The sequence below is a fragment of the Luteimonas fraxinea genome (assembly GCF_021233355.1).
GTDB lineage: Bacteria > Pseudomonadota > Gammaproteobacteria > Xanthomonadales > Xanthomonadaceae > Luteimonas > Luteimonas fraxinea.
Window position 1 is genome coordinate 3,770,130 of the sequence record NZ_CP089507.1, and the last position, 21,108, is coordinate 3,791,237.

The window sequence follows — 21,108 nt, forward strand, 5'->3', positions numbered from 1 at the left end:
ACCGGTGCCGCTCAGCGCGGCGCCGGTGGTTCGCGTCCGCCGTCCGCGGCAGTGCCGCGAGGCTGCCAGCCGGGCGCGGCGCTGTCCGGCTCGCTGCTGCGCCACTGGACCGGTGTGCGACTGCTGACCGCGGTGATGTCACCGGCGGCGATCGCGCCTTCCGGATCGCGCAGTACCGCTTTGACGTCCAGCACGTCGCCATCGCACCACAGTCCCGTCCACGCGTCGCGCCCGCCGCGCTTGGATGCATAGAGCGCGCGGTCGGCCAGATCCACCGCCTCGCGCCAACGTTCCTTTCTGGCAAGGCCGGCCGCGGCCGCCGTCGGCCAGCACGCGAATCCGATCGACACCGACAGCACGGCCTGGCCGCCGTCGAAGGCGAAAGGCGTGTTCGCGACGACCGTGCGCAGGCGCTCGGCGACATCGCTGGCGCCGCGCAGATCGAGGGCCGGGCAGGCGACCAGAAATTCCTCACCACCCCAACGCGCGACCAGATCGCCCGGTCGACAGCAGGTGCCGAGCCGCGCCGCGATCTCGGCGAGGATCGCATCGCCGGTGCTGTGGCCGTGCTGGTCGTTGCTGTGCTTGAAGTAGTCGACATCGAGCAGGAACACGACCTGCCGCGCAGTGCCGCCCGCGGCATTCGACATGTTGCGCAGGGCATGGGTGGCAGCGCCGCGATTGAGCAGCCGGGTGAGGCTGTCGACCGAGCTCAGGCGATACAGGCGACGGTTCACGCGGCGCTGGTACCAGGCGAAGGCGAGCATCAGCACGACGAGGATCCCGAGCCCGGCGATCGCCGCGCTGCGCAGCTTGCGTGCGTGCTGCTGGGTCAGCGCATCGACGCGGCGCTGTTCGTGCAACCGCGCCAGCTCGCTCGCACTGTGGCGGTCTTCGAGCCGCGCCTGAAGCCCGGCCAGCGTGCCGAGATTCTGGCTGCGTAGCGCGCGCACCTCGACATCGCGAAGGGTCTGCTGCACGTCGAGTGCGGCCTCGTACTGTCCGAGCGCCCGTAGCGCGGCGACTTCGGCGCGCATCGCATCGCGATACTCGATGCGGAATGCGCCGGCGCGGGCGATTCCGACGGCGTCGCGCGCATGCGCCAGTGCCTGCGCGGCCTGGCCGGCATCGAGCGCCAGACGCGACATGCGCATCAGGGTGATCGCGGCGCCGGATGGATCGTCGCTGCGCTGCGCATCGGCGATGCGCACCAGCGTCGGCAGCGCCTCGAGGCCGGTGGCGTCGAGCGCGGCCAGTTCGGCGCGCGCACGCTGCTCGACCACACCCAGCGCGATGGCTTCCGCCTGCGGCAGCGCCACGGCGAATGCATCGCGCGCATCCGCCTCGCGTCCGGCGCGCAGATGGTTCAGGCCCTGGTTGTAGCTCAGGATCGGCTCCGACAGGCCGCCCTTGTCGGCGATCGCCTGTGCACGCGCGAAGATCCGGAGCGCGTCGTCGAACGCTTCCAGCTCTTCGCTGTGGATGTTGCCCACGTTGTTGAGCATCTTGATCTGGGCGATGTCGGAATCGCCGGCTTCGGCGGCTTCGAACGCGCGCGTGTACAGCGCCAGTGCGCGCGGCACATCGCCGGCCAGTTGCAGCGCCGCACCGGCATTGGACAGCGCACGCAGCGCGAACTCGGGCGATTGCGGTGACGCGGCGAGCAGGACTTCGACGCGGTCCACCGCATCGATCGCGGTCAGCGCATCGCCGGTCAGCGCGGAGGCGCGCGCCAGACAGGTCTGCAGCTTGATCTCTTCGGGCGCCGGCAAATCCGTACCCGACAGCGCAGCGTGGGCGACCGCGATGGCTTCTGCCGGGCGACTCTCGCGCAGTTCGAAGCAACGCTCGACCTGCGCCGCCAGCGGGTGACCGGGCTCTGCATTGGGCGCCGCCGCCATTGCAGGCGCGCATCCGAACATCATCATCGCGCCGGCCAGCAGCCAGCCGCGCGCGTCGCGCATCGTCATTCCGGTCGATCCCCTTGCCAGTGCCCCCAATGGCCGGCGGAATTCTAGCGGCAAAGCGGGCGCCCGGGGTGCGGCCTGCGGGGACGCGGCGGGGCGGACTTGCTAGAATCGCGGGTTTCCCCGGACGTCATCGGCCATGCTTGAACTCAATCCCGTTCGCCAGCGCATCGTCGACCTTCGCGGTCGGCTGGATGCGCTCAGGGGGTTTCTTTGACTACGACGCCCGTCGCGAGCGTCTAGAGGAAGTCGAGCGCGAGCTCGAAGACCCGACCATCTGGAACGATCCGGAGCGCGCACAGGCGCTGGGACGTGAGCGCTCGACGCTCGACAAGACCGTCAACGGCATCCGCAACCTGACTGAAGGTCTGGAAGGCGCGAACGAACTGCTGGAACTGGCCGAGTCCGAACAGGATGAGGACACCGCGCAGGCGGTCGTCGACGATGTCGAAGGCTTCGCCGTCGAAGTCGACAAGTTGGAATTCCAGCGCATGTTCTCCGGCGAGCTCGATTCGGCGAACTGCTTCGTCGACATCCAGGCCGGCGCTGGCGGCACCGAGGCCCAGGATTGGGCCGAGATGATGCTGCGCATGTACCTGCGCTGGGCCGAGACGCGCGGCTGGAAGACCGAGCTGATGGAAGTGTCCGGCGGCGAGGTCGCGGGCATCAAGTCGGCGACCGTGCGCGTCGAGGGCGAGTTCGCCTACGGCTGGCTGAAGACCGAGATCGGCGTCCACCGTCTGGTGCGCAAGTCGCCGTTCGATTCCGACAACCGCCGCCATACGAGCTTCACCTCGGTGTTCGTGTCGCCGGAAGTCGACGACAACATCGAGATCGACATCAACCCGGCCGACCTGCGTACCGACGTGTATCGCTCGTCCGGCGCCGGTGGCCAGCACGTCAACAAGACCGAGTCGGCGGTGCGCATCACGCACATCCCGACCAACACCGTCGTCGCCTGCCAGACCGGCCGCAGCCAGCACCAGAACCGCGACACCGCGATGAAGATGCTGGCCGCCAAGCTCTACGAGCTGGAAGTGCAGAAGCGCAACGTCGAGAAGGACGCGCTGGAAGCCACCAAGTCCGACATCGGCTGGGGCAGCCAGATCCGCAATTACGTGCTCGATCAGAGCCGCATCAAGGATCTGCGCACCGGCGTGGAGCGCAGCGACACGCAGAAGGTGCTCGACGGCGATCTCGACAAATTCGTCGAAGCCAGCCTGAAGTCGGGTCTGGCGGCGGGTTCCAAACGTACCGACGCCGTCTGATCGATCCATCCGCCGACGCGCCGCGTCGGCACTGCGCGACCGGCCACTCCGGTCGCGCGTGACTTCCCCTTCGCATACGAACGAACCGCACCCATGACCGACGCCCCCGCACCGCAGACGCCCGCCGACGAGAACGCCCTGATCGCCGAGCGTCGCGCCAAACTGGGCGCGCTGCGCGAGCAGGGCGTGGCGTTCCCGAACGACTTCCGTCGCCGCGACGAGGCCGGCGCGCTGCAGCGCTCGCACGGCGACGCCGAGCGCTGGACCGGCGAAGCGCTGGAGGCCGAGGGCGTGCAGGTCGCCGTCGCCGGCCGTCTGATGGCCAAGCGGATCATGGGCAAGGCCGCGTTCGCGACGGTCCAGGACGTCAGCGGTCGCATCCAGCTGTTCCTGCAGTCGGCCACGCTCGGCGAGCGCTACGACGCGTTCAAGGGCTGGGACGTCGGCGACATCGTCGCCGCCGAAGGCACGCTGATGCGCACCAAGACCGGCGAACTGTCGGTCAAGGCCTCGTCGCTGCGCCTGCTGACCAAGTCGCTGCGTCCGCTGCCGGACAAGTGGCATGGCCTGAGCGACGTGGAGCAGCGCTATCGCCAGCGCTACGTCGACCTGATCGTCTCGCCAGACGCGCGCGCGGTATTCGTCAAGCGTTCGCGCATCGTCGGCGCGATCCGGCAGTGGCTCGACATGCGTGACTTCCTCGAAGTCGAGACGCCGATGATGCATTACATCGCCGGCGGCGCTGCGGCCAAGCCGTTCACCACGCACCACAACGCGCTGGATCTCGACCTGTTCCTGCGCGTCGCGCCCGAGCTCTACCTCAAGCGTCTGGTCGTCGGCGGCTTCGAACGCGTCTACGAGATCAACCGCAATTTCCGCAACGAAGGCGTGTCGACCCGACACAACCCCGAGTTCACGATGCTCGAACTCTACGAGGCCTACGTGGCCTACGAAGAGGTCATGGATCTGACCGAAACCCTGATCCGCGATGTCGCGGTGCAGGCGGTCGGCACCACGGCGCTGGAATGGGACGGCAACGCGATCGATGTCGGTCCGGCGTTCCGTCGCTGGAAGCTGGAAGAAGCGGTGCGCGAACTCAACCCGGAGATCAGCGTCGCCGACTGCCGTGACCGTGAAGCGCTCGCCGCACATTGCGCGCGTCTGGGCGTGCACGTGAAGGCCGGCTACGGCTGGGGCAAGCTGCTGCTGGAGATCTTCGAGAAGACCGTCGAGACCGGCCTGATCCAGCCGACCTTCATCACCCATTACCCGGTCGAAGTCTCGCCGCTGGCGCGCGAGTCCGACAGCGAGGCGGGCATCACGGACCGCTTCGAGCTGTTCATCGGCGGCAAGGAGATCGCCAACGGCTTCTCAGAGCTCAACGATCCCGAAGACCAGGCTGCGCGCTTCCGCGCCCAGGTCGATGCCCGTGACGGTGGCGATGACGAGGCCATGCATTACGACGCCGATTACATCCGCGCGCTCGAAGTCGGCCTGCCGCCGACCGGTGGCCTGGGCATCGGCATCGACCGCCTGGTCATGCTGCTGACCGGGTCTTCCTCGATCCGCGACGTTTTGCTGTTCCCGTACATGCGCCCGCAGGCCGACGCCTGAGGTCAGTTGCTGCCGTCCGGCGGCAGCCACGCTTCCCGTTCTCACCATCGGGCACGGCCCGGCTGGCGGGTAGGGATTTGCCCTGAGGCTGGCGCGGGACTTGCTTCCGAGGGAGATGGCCCGCGATGATGCGGGTCAGGGGAAACCGTAGGGAGACCAGCAGCATGAACATCGTCATCGTCGATGATCAGACGTCCGCGCGGACGATGCTGCGGCATATCCTCGAGGACATCAGTCCGGAGCTCGAAGTCTTCGACTTCGGAGACCCCGAGCACGCCCTGCGCTGGTGCGACGATCACCGCCCCGATCTGCTGCTGCTCGACTACCGCATGCCGGTCGTCGACGGTCTCGAGTTCGCGCGTCGCTTCCGCCGTCCGCTGATGCACCGCGATGTGCCGATCGTGCTGGTCACCGTGGTCGGCGACGAGCCGATCCGCCAGGCCGCGCTGGAAGCAGGCGTCATCGATTTCCTGGTCAAGCCGGTGCGTCCGCGCGAACTGCGCGCACGCTGCCGCAATCTCCTGCAGCTGCGCCAGCAGTCCGAATCAGTGAAGCAACGTGCGCTGTCGCTGGAGCAGCGCCTGCTCAAGAGCATGCACGAGGTCGAGGAACGCGAGCGCGAGACTCTGACCCGGCTGGCGCGCGCGATCGCGTATCGCGACGCCAGCACCAGCGCCAATCTCGAACGCGTCGCCGCGGTGGCCGGCATGGTCGCCGAAGCGATGGGCCTGTTCGAAGACGAAGTGCGGATGATCGAGCTCGCCGCGCCCTTGCACGACATCGGCAAGATCGCGATTCCCGACGCCATCCTGATGAAGCCCGGCCCGCTGACGGCCGAAGAAACGCTGGAGATGCGCCAGCATCCGCAGATCGGCTACGAGCTGCTGAGCAACAGCCAGAACCGTTTCATCCAGCTCAGCGCACTGATCGCGCTGCGTCATCAGGAACGCTTCGACGGCACCGGCTATCCCGATGGCCTGGCCGGCGAACAGATTCCGCTGGAAGCGCGCATCGTCGCGATCGCCGACGTGTTCGACGCGCTGATGTCCAAGCGCCCGTACAAGCGCGCCTGGTCGATCGAGGAAGCGCTCGCCTACATCGGCGAGAACAGCGGCCGTCATTTCGATCCGCGCTGCGTCGAGGCGATGCTGTCCAACGTGCCGCGTCTGCAGCACATCTGCGCCCAGTTCGGCGGACGGCCCGTCGGGCCGTTGCAGTAAGTTGTCCGCGATGAACGCCGCCTTCGGCTGGTTGCGCGCGCGTCTGTCCGACCGCCACGACAGCGAACACGGCCAGGCCACCGTGCGTCTGGTGATGCTGGTGGTCATCTACGCCTATCTGCAGCTGTTCGTCGGCGGCAAGCCCGAAGTCGCGCGCGAGCTGTGGTTGTCGGAAGCCTATCTCGCGATCGAATACGCGGTCGCGCTCGGTATCTTCATCTGGCTGCTGTGGCGCCCGGGTGTCTCGCATCCGCGCCGCGTGCTGGGCATGGTGGCCGATTACAGCCTGATGGGCGTCGGCCTGTTCCTGCTCGGCGACCTGTTGGCCTGGCTGTACGTGGTGATCATGTGGGTCACCGTCGGCAACGGCCTGCGCTTCGGTCCGCGTTATCTGTATGCGGCGATCGGCTTCGCGGTCGTGACCTTCGGCACCGCGGTCGCGCTCACGCCGTACTGGCAGCAGAACATGTCGTTGGCGCTGGGCCTGCTGGTCGGTCTGGTCGCGGTGCCGCTGTATCTGAGCTCGCTGTTGCGTGCGCTCACCGAGGCCACGCGCGCGGCCAAGGCCGCCAGCGAGGCCAAGAGCCGTTTTCTGGCCAATATGAGCCACGAATTCCGCACCCCGCTCAACGGCATCATCGGCATGTCCGATTTGCTGGTGACCACGCCGCTGACTGCCGAACAGCGCGACAGCGCGCATGTGATCCAGACCTCGGCCAAGGCGCTGCAGGTGCTGGTCGACGACGTGCTCGACATCTTCAAGATCGAGGCCGGGAAGTTCCGCAGCAGCCACGCCGACTTCTCGCTGCCCGAGCTGGTGCGCGGCATCCAGGTCATGCTGATGCCGAGCGCGCACGCCAAGGGCCTGCAGTTCGAGGCGAAGGTCGCCGATGGCGTGCCGACGCTGCTGCACGGCGACAGCAACCAGCTGCGCCAGGTGCTGGTGAATCTGCTGTCGAACGCGATCAAGTTCACCGATGAGGGCAAGGTCACGCTGGCCATCGATGCGGTCGCCGGCGAGCAGGCGCCTTCGCGCGTACAGCTGCGGTTCTCGGTGCGCGATACGGGCATCGGCATGCCGCCCGAGGCGCTGACCGGCATCTTCGATGCGTTCGAACAGGTCGAAACCGGCCTGGGCCGTCGCTTCGGCGGCACGGGTCTGGGCACGACGATCGCCAAGGGCCTGACCGAGCAGATGGGCGGGCAGATCCATGTCGAGAGCCGCCTCGGCGAAGGCTCGCACTTCTGGATCGAGATTCCGCTGGGCGTGGTCGAACGCGACGACGAGGCGCCGGCTTCGGTCAGCAACGTCATTCCGTTCGACGATCCGTTCGTACGGCATCGCGCGCGCGTCGAACCGATGCGCATCCTCGTCGCCGATGATCAGCCGGCGAACCGCATGGTGCTGCGACGCCTGCTCGAGAAGGCCGGGCATCGTCCGCACATCGTCGACGATGGCGACGACGTGCTGATGGCGCTCGAAGCGCAGACCTTCGATGCGGTGATCACCGACCTGCACATGCCAGGCGCCGATGGTCTGGACATCATCCGGCAGACGCGTTTCATGGAAGCGGGCAGTGGACGCCGCACGCCTTTCATCGTGCTGACCGCCGATGCGACCGCCGAAGCGCGCGAGGCCTGCATGCGCGCCGGTGCGATGGCGTATCTGACCAAGCCGATCGTCATCGAGCGCATGCTCGAGAAACTCGCCGAGATCGCACTGGGCAGCACGGCCGCGCCCGTGGCACCTGCAGCGCCGAAGGTCGTCGCCCGCGACGCCGATGGCAGCGTGATCTCGCAGCACATCCTCGACGAGCTGCGCGAGATGGGACTGGGTGAGCCGTTCGTGCAGCGGTTCCTCGGCGAATGCACGCGTGATGCGCGCAAATGCCTCGTCGATTTCCAGGAATCGGCGCGCGTGGGCAACTGGGATGCGGCGCGCGATGCCTGCCACGCGCTGAAAGGCGCGGCCGGCAACATGGGCGCCGTGCGCCTGGCCGACACCGCGTCGACCGGCATGGGCATGCGTTCGGAGCAACTGCTCAAGGAATGGAGCGGCCTGCTGCAGACACTTGGCCAGCAGCTCGACCAGGCGCTCGTTGCATTGCGCGACCGCGGCGATCTGCCGCGGGCCGGCATGCCCGGGTCCGAAAAAGCCTGACCCGGGCGTCGCGTCAGACCATCAGCCGACGTCGGCTGCCTGGTCTTCGGTCACCGCTTCCGGCCGGCGCAGCTGCGCGCGCACCAGACGCTCCATCGTGCGCAGCTGGCGATCACCGAGCTGCAGCGCGGTGTCCACCCAGATCCGGGTGATGCGCATCAGTTCCTCATGGGTCACCGGATGCGCGCCCTCGCGCACTTCGTGCAATGCCAGACGCGCGGCGGCGATGCGACGGTTCTGACGGATCACCTCGTGCACCGCGCGCGTGCCTTCGCCCTTGGGCACCAGCACGTCGACGATGCCCATCTTGTGGAGTTCGTCGCTGCTGTACATCACGCCGTTGAGCATCATTTCTTCGGCGACCTTCGGGCTGACCTTCTGCGCCAGCAGCGAGTAGGCGCCCATGCCAGGGAACAGGCCGAACAGCACTTCGGGGAAGCCCATCTGCACGCCGCTTTCGGCGACGATCGTCTGGCAGGCCAGCGCCAGTTCGAAACCACCGCCGAGCGCGTCGCCTTCGACCAACGCCACCGTGTGCGCATTGCGGTGCAGGCGCGTGTGCAGCAGGTGGATGTTGTCCACGCACTCGGTCGCGTAGCGCAACAGGCCATCGCGATTGCGATCGCGGATCAGTGAGGCGAAGAGCTTGAGGTCGCCGCCGAGATTGAACACGTGGCTGTCGGCGCCGAGCACGATGTGCGACACGTGGGCCGGCTCGGCCTGCGCGCGGCTCGAGATCCGGTCGATCGTCTGCTGTGCGAACAGACGTAATTCCCGCAGAAGCGCGGGAGAGAAACAGGCCCGATAGGTGGGATCGGAGAACGCCTGCTGCGCATGCATGAAGCACCAATGCGAATCATTGGACGCGTCATGTTCGATACGGATGGTGGACAGTGCGGCGGTTGCGTCACCGTGCAGCAGCTCGACGTTGTGCATTGAAAATCCCCTGAAACGGACTTCCTGCCGGTCGGGCGCCCGGCAGGCTGTCCCGATAAAAGTTTTCGCCCGATGCCGGCTTCTATGCGCGCATCGGGCGAAAAGGGCAAGGATTTCAATGAGCTAAACAGTGAATGCCAAATCCGTCACCCGGATTTGGGAACTGCGTCACGCTTTTGGCGCTTCGTCGCGCAGTTCGCGGCGCAGGATCTTGCCGACATTGGTCTTGGGCAGTTCGGTGCGGAACTCGACGATGCGCGGATGCTTGTAGCCGGTCAGATGTTCGCGCGCATGCGCCTTGACCTGCTCGGCGGTCAACGAGGGATCCTTGCGCACGATGACGACCTTCACCGCTTCGCCCGACTTCTCGTCCGGCACACCGATCGCAGCGACTTCAAGCACGCCGGGCATCATCGCGATGACGTCTTCGACTTCGTTCGGATACACGTTGAAGCCGGACACGAGGATCATGTCCTTCTTGCGATCGACGATGAAGAAGAAGCCCTTGTCGTCCATCTTCGCCATGTCGCCGGTGTGCAGCCAGCCGTCGGCGTCGATCGCCTCGGCGGTGTCCTCCGCGCGCTGCCAGTAGCCCTTCATCACCTGCGGGCCGCGGATGCACAGTTCGCCGACTTCACCGACCGGCAACTGCGCGCCGTCTTCGCCCTTGATGCAGGCTTCGGTCGACGGCACCGGCAGACCGATCGCGCCGTTGTACTCGGCCAGATCCATCGGGTTGATGCAGGCCGCGGGCGAGGTTTCGGTCAGGCCGTAGGCTTCGACGAGCGTGACGCCGGTGGTCTGCTTCCAGCGTTCGGCGACCGAGCGCTGCACGGCCATGCCGCCACCCAGGGTGAGCCGCAGCGGGCTGAAATCGATGTCGGAGAAACCGGGCGTGTTGAGCAGGCCGTTGAACAGCGTGTTGACGCCGGTGATCGCGGTGAAAGGCTCGCGCTTGAGTTCCTTGACGAAGCCGGGCATGTCGCGCGGATTGGTGATCAGGATGTTCTTCGCGCCCAGGCGCATGAAGACCAGTCCGTTCGCCGTCAACGCGAAGATGTGATACAGCGGCAGCGCCGTGATGATCGTTTCTTGGCCTTCGCGCGCCAGTGGTCCGATCCAGGCCGACGCCTGCTGCATGTTCGCGACCAGGTTGCGGTGCGTGAGCATCGCGCCCTTGGCCACGCCGGTGGTGCCGCCGGTGTACTGCAGGAACGCGATGTCGTCGTGGGTGATCGAGACGTCCGGCAGTTCGTGCTTCGCACCGGCCGCGATCGCATCGCGGAACCGCACCGCGCCGCGGATCGCGTAGTCGGGCACCATCTTCTTGACGTGCTTGAGCACGAAATTGACGATCGCGCCCTTCGGGAAACCGAGCAGATCGCCCAGGCCCGTGGTGATAACCTGCTTGACTTGGGTGTCGGCGAGCACGTCCTGCACGGTCTTGCCGAAGTTGTCCATCACCAGCACCGCAGCGGCGCCGGAGTCGACCAGCTGATGGCGCAGCTCGCGCGGCGTGTACATCGGGTTGGTGTTCACCACCGTCAGGCCCGCGCGCAGGATGCCGAACGTCGCGATCGGATACTGCAGGCAGTTGGGCATCATGATCGCGACGCGATCACCCTTCTTGAGCTTGAGTTCGCCGAGCAGATAGGCGGCGAAGTCGCGGCTGCGCGCGTCCAGTTCGCCGTAGGTGATCGTCTGTCCCATGTTCGAGAACGCGGGCCGGTCGCGGAACTTCGCGATGGCCTCGTCCAGAACCGCCGGCACCGAGCGGTACTGCCCGGGATCGATTTCCGCAGGCACGCCTGCGGGATAGTTCGCCAGCCACGGACGTTGATCGGTCATGCAATCCTCTCCCTGATTGAAGGCCGTCACTCGAACGGGTGACCGTACCTGTGCAATTCGCTCGATTGGAGCATAGGCTCTAGGGGGAGGCAAGGCGCGATGCGGCGTAAATCGCGTCGGTTGCGTGCCGATCGATGCGCATTCCTTGGACAAAGCACGGGGTTTGAAACATGCGGGATATGCGCAGCAGGGCAGGGTGGACGCGTTGGACAACCGCACTGGTGTTGACGTGCGGACTGGCACTCGCGGGTTGCAGCCGCGAGGCGCCCGAAGACGCGATCCGTGCGCAGGTCGTGGCGTTGCAGACGGCGATCGAACAACGCAGCGCGTCGGATGTCGCGGACGTGCTCGACGAGGATTTCATCGGCCCGCAGAACATGGATCGGCGCGCCGCGCGGCAGATGGCGGCGGTGCTGATGCTGCGGCACCAGCGCATTGGGGTGCTGACCGGACCAGTGGATGTGACCTTGCAGGGCGAGGACCGCGCGACGGTGCGCACGCGCGCCGCGCTGACTGGCGGCGAAGGCAGTGCACTGCTACCCGACAGTGCGCAGGCGTGGCGGATCGAAAGCGGCTGGCGTCTGCGCGATGGCGTCTGGCGGATCACCAGCCTGACGTGGACGCCGGTCCTGCAGTGAGTCGCAGCGCCCGGCGGCGCCGCGTTCGCATCACTCGAAGTCGTACTGCATGCCCGGACTGGCGGCGGCCAGGAAGTTGCCCTGCACGTAGTCGATGTCGGCGCCGAACAGGATCGACATGCTGGCCGCGTCCTGCACGAACTCGGCGATCGTGCGGATACCGACCTGGCGTGCACGCCGCGCGATCTCGCCGATGCGCGCCTGGTTCTCGCTGTTGTTCGGCAGATCGTCGGTGAAGCTGCGGTCGAGCTTGAGCAGATGCGGCTGCAGATGGCTCAGCAACTGGAACGAATCCAGACCCACACCGAACTGTTCGAGCGCGAAACGGCCATCGAAGCGCGCGATGCGCGCGGCGAAGGCCTGGGTCGCCTTGAGATGCGTAAACACCTTGGCCTCGGGCAACTGCAGCACGAGGTATTCGCCGGGCACCTGATGCTCGGCGAGCTGTTCGCCGACGAAGTCCGCGAACGCGTCGCCGTCGAGCGAGGCCTGGCTGACCTTGACCAGCAGCGTCGTCGGATGACCGGCGCGCAGGCGCTGGCCGATCGCGGCGATCGCGCGCGCGGCGACGTGGCGGTCGATCTCGCCGAGCATGCCGTTGTCTTCGGCGATCTGCAGGAAAGTGCCGGGCGCGATCAGTTCGCCGTCGCCACCGTCGAGGCGCAGCAGCACGTCGTAGACCGCGGCGTTGTCTCCCTGCAGATTGATGACCGGCTGGTAATGCAGCACGAAGCCGTCGCTGTCGAGTGCGCCGCGCAGGCGCGCCACCCAGGCCTGGATGCGCTCTTCCTCGACGCGATCGACCGCACTCGGATCGAACACTTCGCAGCGATTGCCGCCGGTGCCGGACGCCGATTCCAGCGCCGTCGTCGCACGCGCGAGCACCTGGGCGACATTCGCGATCTTCTCGCCGACCTGCACGCCGCCGATGCTGACGGTGATGACGCTGGAGCGTTCGCCGACCTCGAACACGTGATCGGCGAAGCCCGCGCGGATGCGCTCGGCGGTCGCCGAGGTGGCGTGGTAATCGTGGCCGCGCAGCAGGATCGCGAGCGTGTGGCCGGCATAGCGGGCGACCGTGGCGTCGTCGCCGACCAGCGTCTGCAGATGTTCGGCCGCTGCGGCCAGCAGGTCGTCGGCGTGATCGAGACCGATGTCGGCCAGCAGTTGCTGGTGGTGATCGGGTTCGAGCATCAGGAAGCCATACTGGCCGTCGGACTGCGCAGCGTCGTCGACCGCGTCTTCGATCGCGCGCAGGAAGGTCGGTCGGTTCAGCAGGCCGGTGACCTGGTCGCGGTGACGCAGCTCTTCGAGTTCGAGCACGAGGTCGGCATCGAGTTCCTCGCGGCGGCGGAACACCACCTGCAGGCAGGGCTCGCCTTCGTACTGCGCGGTTGCGAACTCCATCGATGCCGGGAACGCATTGCCATCGACATCGCGCGCTTCGATCTCGTGACGGGGCGGTGGCGGCTCGCCCTTGCTCAGCGATTTCAGCAGCGCCTTGAACGATTCCACGTGCTGCGGCGCGACCATGTCGAGCAGCGAGATGCCTTCGACATCCTCGAAGCTCTCGTATCCGAACATCTCCAGATACGCCGCATTGGCGCGGATGTGCATGCCTTCGTGGATGTAGGCGATCGGGTCGCGCGAGGAATCGATCAGCGCGTCGCAGCGGCGCTCGGTTTCGCGCACGCGCGCTTCGAGGCGACGCAGGCCGCGACGCGCGTCGCGATCGGCCCAGGCTTCGCGCACGCAGGCCAACAGCTGCTGCGGCGCATGGCGCAGGGCGACGGCGCGGGCGCCGGACTGGATCGCGTCGATGTAGTCCGCTTCGACCAGCGTGTCGACCAGGGCGATGACCGGCAGATCACGGCCGCTGTCGGCGATGCGCTGCATGACCTGCGCGAACGGCAGCACGGTCGAGTTGCGCGCGGCGATGACCACGTCGGGCGACTGGCTGCCGATGATGCGGCCCAGATCGTCGTCCGATTCGGGCCGCAGGGGACGCACCGCGATGCCGGCATTGCGCAATCCGCTGGCGAGCGCCTCGGCATCCTCGACGCGGTCGTCGACGATCAGAAGGCGCAGGGCAGTGTCGGCTCGTGTCGACATTCGGGTCTCCAGGGCAGACCGCCTTATGCCACGGAGGGGGTGATCCGTCCATCGCCGTGACCGGTCATCGGACGCTTGGACGCATCACCTGCGACCTCGCGCACAAGACGCGGGACCAGATACCCGGACTGGCGGGCGACGAGCGCCGCGTGCAAGGCGAGCGCGGTGGCGTCGTCGACCTCGAAATGCGCCGCGCCGGCCACGCGATCGAGCTGGTGCAGGTAGTAGGGCAACACGCCGGCGGCAAATCCGCGCTCGGCGAGTGCGGCGAGCGTGTCGACATCGTCGTTGACGCCGCGCAGCAGCACTGCCTGGTTCATCAGTACAGCACCGGTGTCGCGCAGGGCACGCATCGCCACGTCCACGTCGGCATCGAACTCGTTGGCGTGGTTGGCGTGGACCACGATCGCGACCGGCCACGGCAACGACGCCAGCCAGTCGCACAGCTCGGCGTCCACGCGTTCGGGCAGCACGATCGGCAGGCGGGTGTGGATGCGCAGGCGGCGCACGTGCGGGACCTCGCGCAGGGCATCGGTGAGTTCGACGAGCTTGGCCGTGGCCAGCGACAGCGGATCGCCGCCCGACAGCAGGACTTCCTCGATGCTCGGGTCGGCCCGGACTGCGGCGATCGCCTCGCGCCAGCCGTTCGCCGCCGCGGTTTCCTCCGCGTACGGAAAATGCCGGCGGAAGCAGTAGCGGCAATGCACCGCGCAGCTGCCGGTGGTGACCAGCAGGGCGCGGCCTTCGTACTTGTGGATCACCCCGTGGCCGGCTTTGGCGGCGCCGTCGCCGACCGCGTCCAGACCGAAGCCGGGGACCGGACGCATTTCCGCGTCGAGCGGCAGCACCTGGCGCAACAGCGGGTCGTGCGGATCGCCATGGCGCATGCGCGCGACGAAGCTGCGTGGCACCCGCAACGGGAACTGCGCGGCCGCGGCGTCGGACACGCCCAGCGCGACCTCGCGCAGGCCGAGCAGGGCCAGCAGCTCGCGGGGGTCCCGGATGGCCTCGCGCCAGGCCTGCTGCCAGCGCCGCGGCTGCATCGTGAGGGGGGCTGCGGGTATCATGTGCGATTGAATCCGTAGAGCCGTCCGCGCGAGTCGCGGCCGGGAAACCCCATATTGTAGACGCCGGTGCAACCGGCCCAGCAGGAGTGAACGATGGCCAGTTATGGCTTGAACGACGTCAAGAACGGTTTGAAGATCCTGGTCAACAACGAACCCTGCGTGATCACCGAGACGGAATACGTCAAGCCGGGCAAGGGTCAGGCGTTCACCCGCATCAAATACCGTTTCATCAAGTCGGGCCGCGTCGTCGAGTTGACGATGAAGGCGACCGACTCGCTGGAAGCGGCCGATGTCGTCGATACCGACATGCAGTATCTCTACAGCGACGGCGAGTCCTGGCACTTCATGGATCCCGAGTCCTTCGAGCAGTTCCAGGCGGACAAGTCGGGCATGGGCGGCGCCGAGAAGTGGCTCAAGGGTGAGGAGCAGTGCGTCGTCACGCTGTGGAACGGCACGCCGATCCAGGTGGTGCCGCCGAATTTCGTCGAACTGCAGATCACCGAGACCGATCCGGGCGTGCGCGGTGACACTTCCGGCGGTGGCGGCAAGCCGGCGACGCTGGAGACCGGCGCCGTGGTCCGCGTGCCGCTGTTCGTCGGCCAGGAAGAAGTCATCAAGGTCGACACCCGTTCGGGCGAGTACGTCAGCCGGGTGAAGTGATTGATCCGCAGCGAAATTGCGAAGCGATTTGCGTCGCGGATCAATCATCCCCGCGCAGGCGGGGATCCAGTGTCCATGTTCATCGTCAGCGAAATTGCGAAGCGATTTGCGTCGCGGATCGAGCATTTGCCAGTGCGCATCGTTGAATTCACCTCGAAGCGGTTGCGCCGGCGCCTTGCAGCCGGCGCGCTGTTGTTCGCAACTGCAGCCGCGTCGGGCATGGCGTCCGCCAAGGACGCCTGTCCGCTGCAGACCCTCTATGCATTGACACAGGCGTCGCTGCTGCCGACGGGCGACGACGTGCCGCTGGTGGCCGAAGCCTGCAAGGTCTGGCCGTACGACGAGTCGCTCGCACTCGCGGCGGTGGCCTATCCCTTGCCCGAATCCGACGATGACGGGCGCGTGCTGCGTCTGGTGATCGCGGTGCTCGGTGCCCAGGAGGCCAACATCCTCGCCGTGCACGAGACCGACCTCACCGAGGATGCGGCGTTCGCATTGATCGAGGACGGACTGATGCTCGACACCGCGCGCTACGACCTCGCCAAGGGCGTGCGCGCGTTCGGCGTGAAGGTGCGCAGTTCCGCGCCGGGCCCGAGTTGTCCGGACGGCCGCTTCAATGACGAGCTCACACTGTACGTGCGCGAAGGTGACGCACTCCGACCGGTGTTCAATTCGTACACCGATTTCTGGGCGCGGGTGGAAGGCGAGCCCTGCAGTTGGGACCAGAACCAGCGTCTGGTGACCGAGGAAGCGGCGTTCACCATCGGCGTAGAGCGGAGTGCACACAACGGTTTCGCCGATCTGCGCGTGACCGCCAATGTGGCGCGTATCGAAAGCGCCGCGACCAGTGACGCAGAACAGACCGTGCGCCGTCGCGACAGCCGAATCGTGCGTTACGACGGCACGCGCTACGACACGAGCGCACTGGAAAACGGGTTCTTCTGGACCCAGGCCCCCGAGGACAAATGAGCATGCATGACGCGACCCCGCAATCCATCGACCTGCTGATCGAAGCCGCGCACGTGGTGCCGGTCGAACCGCATGCGGTGGTGCTCGACGACCACGCGGTCGCGGTGCATCGCGGCGTCATCGTCGCGGTATTGCCGATCGCCGAAGCGCGGCAGCGTTTCGCACCGGCCGAGACGGTGTCGAGGCCGAACTCGGCGCTGCTCCCGGGCCTGGTCAACGCGCACACCCACAACCCGATGACGCTGCTACGCGGCATCGCCGACGATCTGCCGCTGAAGGTCTGGCTGCAGGAGCACATCTGGCCGATCGAAGGCGCGGTGATGGGCCCGGAGTTCGTCGCCGACGGCGTGACCCTTGCGCTGGCCGAGATGATTCGCGGCGGCACCACTTGCGTCAACGAGAACTACTTCTTCCCCGACGTGCAGGCTGCGGTCTACAAGCGCCACGGCTTCCGCGCGCGCGTCGGCCTGCCGGTCATCGATTTCCCCACCGCGTGGGCGTCCAGCGACGATGAGTATTTCGAACGTGCCGGCGAAGTGCACGACCAGTGGCGCGACGACCCGCTGATCTCCATGTCCTTTGCGCCGCACGCTCCGTACACGGTCAACGATGCGAATTTCGAACGCGTGCGCATGCTCGCCGACCAGCTGGATCTACCGGTGCATCTGCATCTGCACGAGACCGCGCAGGAAGTGCAGCAGTCGGTCGAGCAGTACGGCCAGCGGCCGATCGCGCGTCTCGATCGCCTCGGGCTGGTCAACGACCGCCTGATCGCCGTGCACATGACCCAGCTGACCGACGCCGAGATCCACCTGTGCGCCGAACGCGGCGTCAGCGTGGTGCATTGCCCCGAATCCAATCTCAAGCTGGCCTCCGGCTTCTGTCCGGCGTGTGCGCTGGAACGCGCCGGCGTGAACCTCGCGATCGGCACTGACGGCGTGGCCAGCAACAACGATCTCGACATGTTCGGCGAGACCCGCACTGCGGCGATCCTGGCCAAGGCGGTCGCCAACGATGCGGCCGGGTTCGATGCGTTCACCGCGCTGCGCGCGGCGACGCTCGGCGGCGCGAAGGCGGTCGGCTTCGGCGACCGCATCGGTTCGATCGAGCCGGGCAAGCAGGCCGACCTGATCTGCGTCGATCTGTCGCCGATTGAGACCCAGCCGCTGCATCACGTGGTCTCGCAACTGGTCTACGCGACCGGCCGCCACCAGGTCGGCGACGTGTGGATCGCCGGCCAGCCCAAGCTGCAGTCGCGCACCCTGGTCGGTTTCGATCTCGACGCCATCACCGCGAACGCGCGTCAATGGCGCGCGCGCATCGCCACGCTGCGCAACGGCGCATGAGGACACTGCAATGACGGCAGCACGCGATAACTTCCATCAGGCCGAACTCGACAAGTTCGGCGCGCTCGCCAACCGCTGGTGGGATGCCGACGGCCCGCAGAAGGCGCTGCATGCGCTCAATCCCGTGCGCCTGGACTACGTGCGCGAGCGCACCCGTCTCGACGACGCACGCATTCTCGATGTCGGTTGCGGCGGCGGCCTGCTCAGCGAGGCGCTGGCGCAGCGCAGCGCGCGCGTGACCGCGATCGATCTGGCTGAGGATCTGGTCAAGGTCGCGAAGCTGCACGGTCTCGAAAGCGGCGTGCAGGTCGATTACCGCGTGCAGTCCGTCGAGGCGCTGGCTGCAGAGCAGCCCGGCAGCTTCGATGCGGTGACCTGCATGGAAATGCTCGAGCACGTGCCGGACCCGGCCTCGATCCTGAAAGCTTGCGCCACGCTGCTCAAGCCGGGCGGCTCGCTGTTCGTGTCCACGCTCAACCGCACGCCGGCCGCGTTCGCGCTGGCGATCGTCGGCGCCGAATACGTGGCGCGCCTGCTGCCGCGCGGCACGCACCAGTATGCGGCCTTCATCAAGCCGTCGGAGCTGGGCGGCTGGCTGCGCGAAGCCGGTCTGGAACTGCAGGACGTCACCGGGTTGATGTACGAGCCCTGGCGCAACGGCGCGCGATTGATTCCGCGTACCGACGTGAATTACCTGGCCTGGGCGCGGAAGCCGCAGTGAGCGATTCCACTCCTGCTGCCCGGTTTCCGGCCGGCGCATTGTTCGATCTCGACGGCACGCTGCTCGACAGCGCGCCCGACATGCTCGCGACCGTCAACCGGATGCTCGCCAGCCGCGATCGTCCGCCGTTGACGCTGTCCGACATCCGGCCCGTGGTCTCGCGGGGCGCCCGGGCGATGGCGTCGGTCGCGTTTCCCGAACTCGATACCGACGGCGTGACCGCGCTGGTGCCGGAGTTTCTCGCGGTCTACGCCGAGGAACTCGGCCGCCACAGCGTGCTGTTCGATGGCGTCGAAGCGATGCTGGCCGCGCTCGAAGCCGCCGGCACGCCCTGGGGCATCGTCACCAACAAGCCCGAATATCTGGCGGCGCGAATCCTGCCGCAGCTCGGCTGGCAGGACCGCTGCGCGGTGCTGATCGGCGGTGACACGCTGGCCGAACGCAAGCCGCATCCGCTGCCGTTGCTGCACGCGGCAGACGCGATCGGCATCGCGCCGGCCGACTGCGTCTACGTCGGTGACGATGCGCGCGACATCGCCGCGGCGCGGGCGGCAGGCATGCCGTCTGTCGTCGCCTTGTGGGGCTACCGCCTCGACGACGACGATCCGGTCGCCTGGCAGGGCGACGTGATGCTGGACGCGGTGCAGGCACTGGTCGAGCCCGCCGGCTGGCCGCAGCGATGAACGCGACGATGCAGTCGGGCGACGAGGATTTCGTCGGCAAGTGGCAGGCGCGCTGGCCGGAATGGCGCATCGGCATGGCCTTCGTCGCGCCGGAACAGCGTGATCGCGCCGCGCCGTGGTTCTCGCTGCTCGACGAGTTGTGCGATGCGGCCTGGGCCGGCACCGACGCGACGCCGGGTCTGGCGAAACTCGCGTGGTGGCAGGACGAGCTGCAGGGCTGGGGCAAGGGCGCGCGCCGGCATCCGCTCGGGTCGCAGCTGCAGCGCGTCGATGCGCCTTGGCAGACGCTCGCCCTGGCACTGCGCCTGTTGCCCGCGAACCGCGAGCATCCCGCCGATACGGCGCGCAATCTCGCCCAGTTGCAGGATCTCGCGCTGGCGATCGCCGCCTGCGAATCGCGCCTGTTCGGCGATGGCAGTCGTGACAGCGGCGACGGTCGTATCGATGCCACGCCGCTGCTGGCGATGCAGGCGTTCGTGCGCACCGACCAGCCGCTCGCCACGCAGCTGCTGGCCGACTGGCCTGCGCCCGGTGGTGGCACGCGTCCGCGTCGGATCGCGAACGCGATCCTCGGCGCACGTCTACGCGTGCTCGCGCGTGATGGCGTGAGCCGCCCGGTGCCGGGTCCGCGCGTGCTGTGGTCGAGCTGGCGGGCCGCGCGTCCGCGCTGAACATCGCCTGCGCGAACGCGCGCGGAAACGCAGCGTTGCGGGGGTCGATGCGGACGAACCGGTAGACTGAACCCCCACGACGGGCGCCGCACACCGGCGCCCGTTGCGTCATTCCCGCCCAACGCCACGAGTCCCGTCTTGAGCACCGCATCCTCCACCGACCGCCTTCCTGACGTTGCCGGCGACCAGGCCCAGGCCGCGCGCCTGCTGGACTGGGTGGGCATGGGCAACATCGCCTTGCCGCTGCGCATCGAGGATGCCGCTGGCGGCGCGGTCACGGTGCCGGCCTCTGCCGACATCGGCGTGAACCTGATCGATCCCGACGCACGCGGCATCCATATGTCGCGCCTGTACCTGCATCTGCAGGACGCGCTGTCGAGCCAGGTGCTGGATCGCGACACGCTGGCGCGCGTGCTGCGTGACTGCATCGACTCGCAGCGCGGTCTCGCCGATCGCGTGCAGCTCACGCTGCGCTACGGCCAGCTGCTGCGTCGCCCCGCGCTCGCCAGTGCGCACAGTGGCTGGAAGACCTATCCGGTCGAGATCGACGCCGTGCTCGGCCCGGACGGTCTGGCGCTGACGCTCTCGCTGTCGGTCGAGTATTCCAGCACCTGTCCGGCATCGGCTGCGCTGTCGCGCCAGCTCAACGCCGCGCGCTTCGCCGGCGATTTCACGCCGGAGACGAGTGGATACGACGCAGTGCGCGAGTGGCTGGAATCGCCGCGCGGTCTGGCCGCAACGCCACATGCCCAGCGCAGCCGTGCCGACGTGCGCCTGATCCTGGCCGCGGATGTCGACACGTTTCCGATTCTCGCGATCGTCGACGCGCTGGAACACGCGCTCGGCACACCGGTGCAGACCGCGGTCAAGCGCGAGGACGAACAGGCGTTCGCCAGCCTCAATGCCGAGAACCTGATGTTCTGCGAAGACGCCGCCCGCCGGGTTGCCGCAGCGCTGTCGGCCGATCCGCGGGTGTCGCGGTTCGAGGCCAAGGTCTCGCATTTCGAAAGCCTGCACGCGCACGACGCGGTGGCGCGGGTGAGTGGGCCGTAACGCTTCCCTGAAGAGTGTGGCGTGTGGTTGCCTGATGACTCGGTCGCTTTGCAGACGTTTTGGTCCGTCATTCCGGCGAAAGCCGGAATCCAGTGACTTGCCGTTGCGATGTGCTCGATCCACGAGTCCCTGGATGACCAGCCAGCCGGCTGTTGAGGAGCGCTTTCGGCTTTC

General features: G+C 67.3%; 17 protein-coding genes. 12 read left to right on the plus strand and 5 right to left on the minus strand.

Features of this window, described 5'->3' with window-relative positions; genetic code table 11:
• Positions 1-11: 11 nt before the first annotated feature.
• Complete coding sequence (locus tag LU699_RS17200) at positions 12-1,970, minus strand: tetratricopeptide repeat-containing diguanylate cyclase (protein WP_232580307.1); 1,959 nt, start codon at positions 1,968-1,970, stop codon at positions 12-14.
• 136 nt (positions 1,971-2,106) lie between these two features.
• Here LU699_RS17200 and prfB point away from each other — a divergent pair.
• The 4 genes from prfB (at position 2,107) to LU699_RS17220 (ending at position 8,230) form a co-directional block, all read left to right on the plus strand.
• Positions 2,107-3,235, plus strand: a protein-coding gene (gene prfB / locus LU699_RS17205; RefSeq protein ID WP_232580308.1) for a peptide chain release factor 2 whose coding sequence is annotated in 2 segments (ribosomal slippage) — positions 2,107-2,181 and positions 2,183-3,235 — 1,128 coding nt in all. Because the reading frame shifts where the segments join, the coding sequence is not laid out codon by codon here.
• 93 nt (positions 3,236-3,328) lie between these two features.
• The gene (gene lysS, locus LU699_RS17210; RefSeq protein WP_232135417.1) at positions 3,329-4,849 is read left to right on the plus strand and encodes a lysine--tRNA ligase; all 1,521 of its coding nucleotides are present in this window, start codon (positions 3,329-3,331) and stop codon (positions 4,847-4,849) included.
• Positions 4,850-5,013: 164 nt separating this feature from the next.
• Entirely contained in the window at positions 5,014-6,069 is a 1,056-nt protein-coding gene (locus LU699_RS17215) for a response regulator (RefSeq protein WP_232135414.1), read from the plus strand.
• A gap of 10 nt (positions 6,070-6,079) precedes the next feature.
• Entirely contained in the window at positions 6,080-8,230 is a 2,151-nt protein-coding gene (locus LU699_RS17220) for an ATP-binding protein (RefSeq protein WP_232135412.1), read from the plus strand.
• A gap of 21 nt (positions 8,231-8,251) precedes the next feature.
• Here the strand turns inward: LU699_RS17220 and LU699_RS17225 are convergent, their stop codons facing one another.
• Positions 8,252-9,166 carry a crotonase/enoyl-CoA hydratase family protein gene (locus tag LU699_RS17225; protein WP_232135410.1) on the minus strand — a complete coding sequence of 305 codons (915 nt, stop codon included), beginning with the start codon at positions 9,164-9,166 and terminating at the stop codon, positions 8,252-8,254.
• 168 nt (positions 9,167-9,334) lie between these two features.
• The gene (locus LU699_RS17230; RefSeq protein WP_232135408.1) at positions 9,335-11,014 is read right to left on the minus strand and encodes a long-chain fatty acid--CoA ligase; all 1,680 of its coding nucleotides are present in this window, start codon (positions 11,012-11,014) and stop codon (positions 9,335-9,337) included.
• A gap of 221 nt (positions 11,015-11,235) precedes the next feature.
• On the opposite strand from LU699_RS17230, the gene LU699_RS17235 reads away from it, so the two are divergent.
• Positions 11,236-11,652: a nuclear transport factor 2 family protein gene (locus LU699_RS17235; protein ID WP_232135406.1), complete on the plus strand. Its 417-nt coding sequence runs from the start codon at positions 11,236-11,238 to the stop codon at positions 11,650-11,652.
• Positions 11,653-11,682: 30 nt separating this feature from the next.
• Here LU699_RS17235 and LU699_RS17240 read toward each other — a convergent pair whose 3' ends face one another.
• Both LU699_RS17240 and epmB read right to left on the minus strand, forming a co-directional pair.
• Positions 11,683-13,764 (minus strand): GGDEF/EAL domain-containing response regulator, encoded by a 2,082-nt coding sequence (locus tag LU699_RS17240; protein ID WP_232149573.1) that lies wholly within the window; start codon positions 13,762-13,764, stop codon positions 11,683-11,685.
• A gap of 23 nt (positions 13,765-13,787) precedes the next feature.
• Entirely contained in the window at positions 13,788-14,831 is a 1,044-nt protein-coding gene (gene epmB / locus LU699_RS17245) for an EF-P beta-lysylation protein EpmB (RefSeq protein ID WP_232135401.1), read from the minus strand.
• A gap of 93 nt (positions 14,832-14,924) precedes the next feature.
• Between epmB and efp the strand changes: the two genes are divergently transcribed.
• The 7 genes from efp (at position 14,925) to folE2 (ending at position 20,934) form a co-directional block, all read left to right on the plus strand.
• Positions 14,925-15,491 (plus strand): elongation factor P, encoded by a 567-nt coding sequence (gene efp, locus LU699_RS17250; protein ID WP_232135399.1) that lies wholly within the window; start codon positions 14,925-14,927, stop codon positions 15,489-15,491.
• A 132-nt stretch (positions 15,492-15,623) separates the two neighbouring features.
• Positions 15,624-16,460 carry a PA3715 family protein gene (locus LU699_RS17255; protein ID WP_232135397.1) on the plus strand — a complete coding sequence of 279 codons (837 nt, stop codon included), beginning with the start codon at positions 15,624-15,626 and terminating at the stop codon, positions 16,458-16,460.
• 2 nt (positions 16,461-16,462) lie between these two features.
• Positions 16,463-17,806: a TRZ/ATZ family hydrolase gene (locus LU699_RS17260; protein WP_232135395.1), complete on the plus strand. Its 1,344-nt coding sequence runs from the start codon at positions 16,463-16,465 to the stop codon at positions 17,804-17,806.
• Positions 17,807-17,816: 10 nt separating this feature from the next.
• The gene (ubiG, locus tag LU699_RS17265; protein WP_232135393.1) at positions 17,817-18,527 is read left to right on the plus strand and encodes a bifunctional 2-polyprenyl-6-hydroxyphenol methylase/3-demethylubiquinol 3-O-methyltransferase UbiG; all 711 of its coding nucleotides are present in this window, start codon (positions 17,817-17,819) and stop codon (positions 18,525-18,527) included.
• On the plus strand, positions 18,524-19,210 hold the full coding sequence (locus tag LU699_RS17270; protein WP_232135391.1) for a phosphoglycolate phosphatase: 687 nt from the start codon (positions 18,524-18,526) through the stop codon (positions 19,208-19,210). The genes ubiG and LU699_RS17270 overlap by 4 nt, the downstream gene beginning before the upstream one ends.
• Complete coding sequence (locus tag LU699_RS17275) at positions 19,207-19,881, plus strand: phytoene/squalene synthase family protein (protein WP_232580309.1); 675 nt, start codon at positions 19,207-19,209, stop codon at positions 19,879-19,881. The genes LU699_RS17270 and LU699_RS17275 overlap by 4 nt, the downstream gene beginning before the upstream one ends.
• Positions 19,882-20,019: 138 nt before the next feature.
• Entirely contained in the window at positions 20,020-20,934 is a 915-nt protein-coding gene (folE2, locus tag LU699_RS17280) for a GTP cyclohydrolase FolE2 (protein WP_232135387.1), read from the plus strand.
• The last annotated feature ends 174 nt before the right edge of the window (positions 20,935-21,108 follow it).

Bases quoted from the DNA above. Each gene is read 5' to 3' on its own strand.
- LU699_RS17215 (WP_232135414.1), top strand. From the start codon at position 5,014: ATGAACATCGTCATCGTCGATGATCAGACGTCCGCGCGGACGATGCTG.
- LU699_RS17260 (WP_232135395.1), top strand. From the start codon at position 16,463: ATGCATGACGCGACCCCGCAATCCATCGACCTGCTGATCGAAGCCGCG.
- LU699_RS17225 (WP_232135410.1), bottom strand. From the start codon at position 9,166: ATGCACAACGTCGAGCTGCTGCACGGTGACGCAACCGCCGCACTGTCC.
- efp (WP_232135399.1), top strand. From the start codon at position 14,925: ATGGCCAGTTATGGCTTGAACGACGTCAAGAACGGTTTGAAGATCCTG.
- LU699_RS17220 (WP_232135412.1), top strand. From the start codon at position 6,080: ATGAACGCCGCCTTCGGCTGGTTGCGCGCGCGTCTGTCCGACCGCCAC.
- epmB (WP_232135401.1), bottom strand. From the start codon at position 14,831: ATGATACCCGCAGCCCCCCTCACGATGCAGCCGCGGCGCTGGCAGCAG.
- LU699_RS17275 (WP_232580309.1), top strand. From the start codon at position 19,207: ATGAACGCGACGATGCAGTCGGGCGACGAGGATTTCGTCGGCAAGTGG.
- ubiG (WP_232135393.1), top strand. From the start codon at position 17,817: ATGACGGCAGCACGCGATAACTTCCATCAGGCCGAACTCGACAAGTTC.
- LU699_RS17240 (WP_232149573.1), bottom strand. From the start codon at position 13,764: ATGTCGACACGAGCCGACACTGCCCTGCGCCTTCTGATCGTCGACGAC.
- LU699_RS17230 (WP_232135408.1), bottom strand. From the start codon at position 11,014: ATGACCGATCAACGTCCGTGGCTGGCGAACTATCCCGCAGGCGTGCCT.
- lysS (WP_232135417.1), top strand. From the start codon at position 3,329: ATGACCGACGCCCCCGCACCGCAGACGCCCGCCGACGAGAACGCCCTG.
- LU699_RS17200 (WP_232580307.1), bottom strand. From the start codon at position 1,970: ATGACGATGCGCGACGCGCGCGGCTGGCTGCTGGCCGGCGCGATGATG.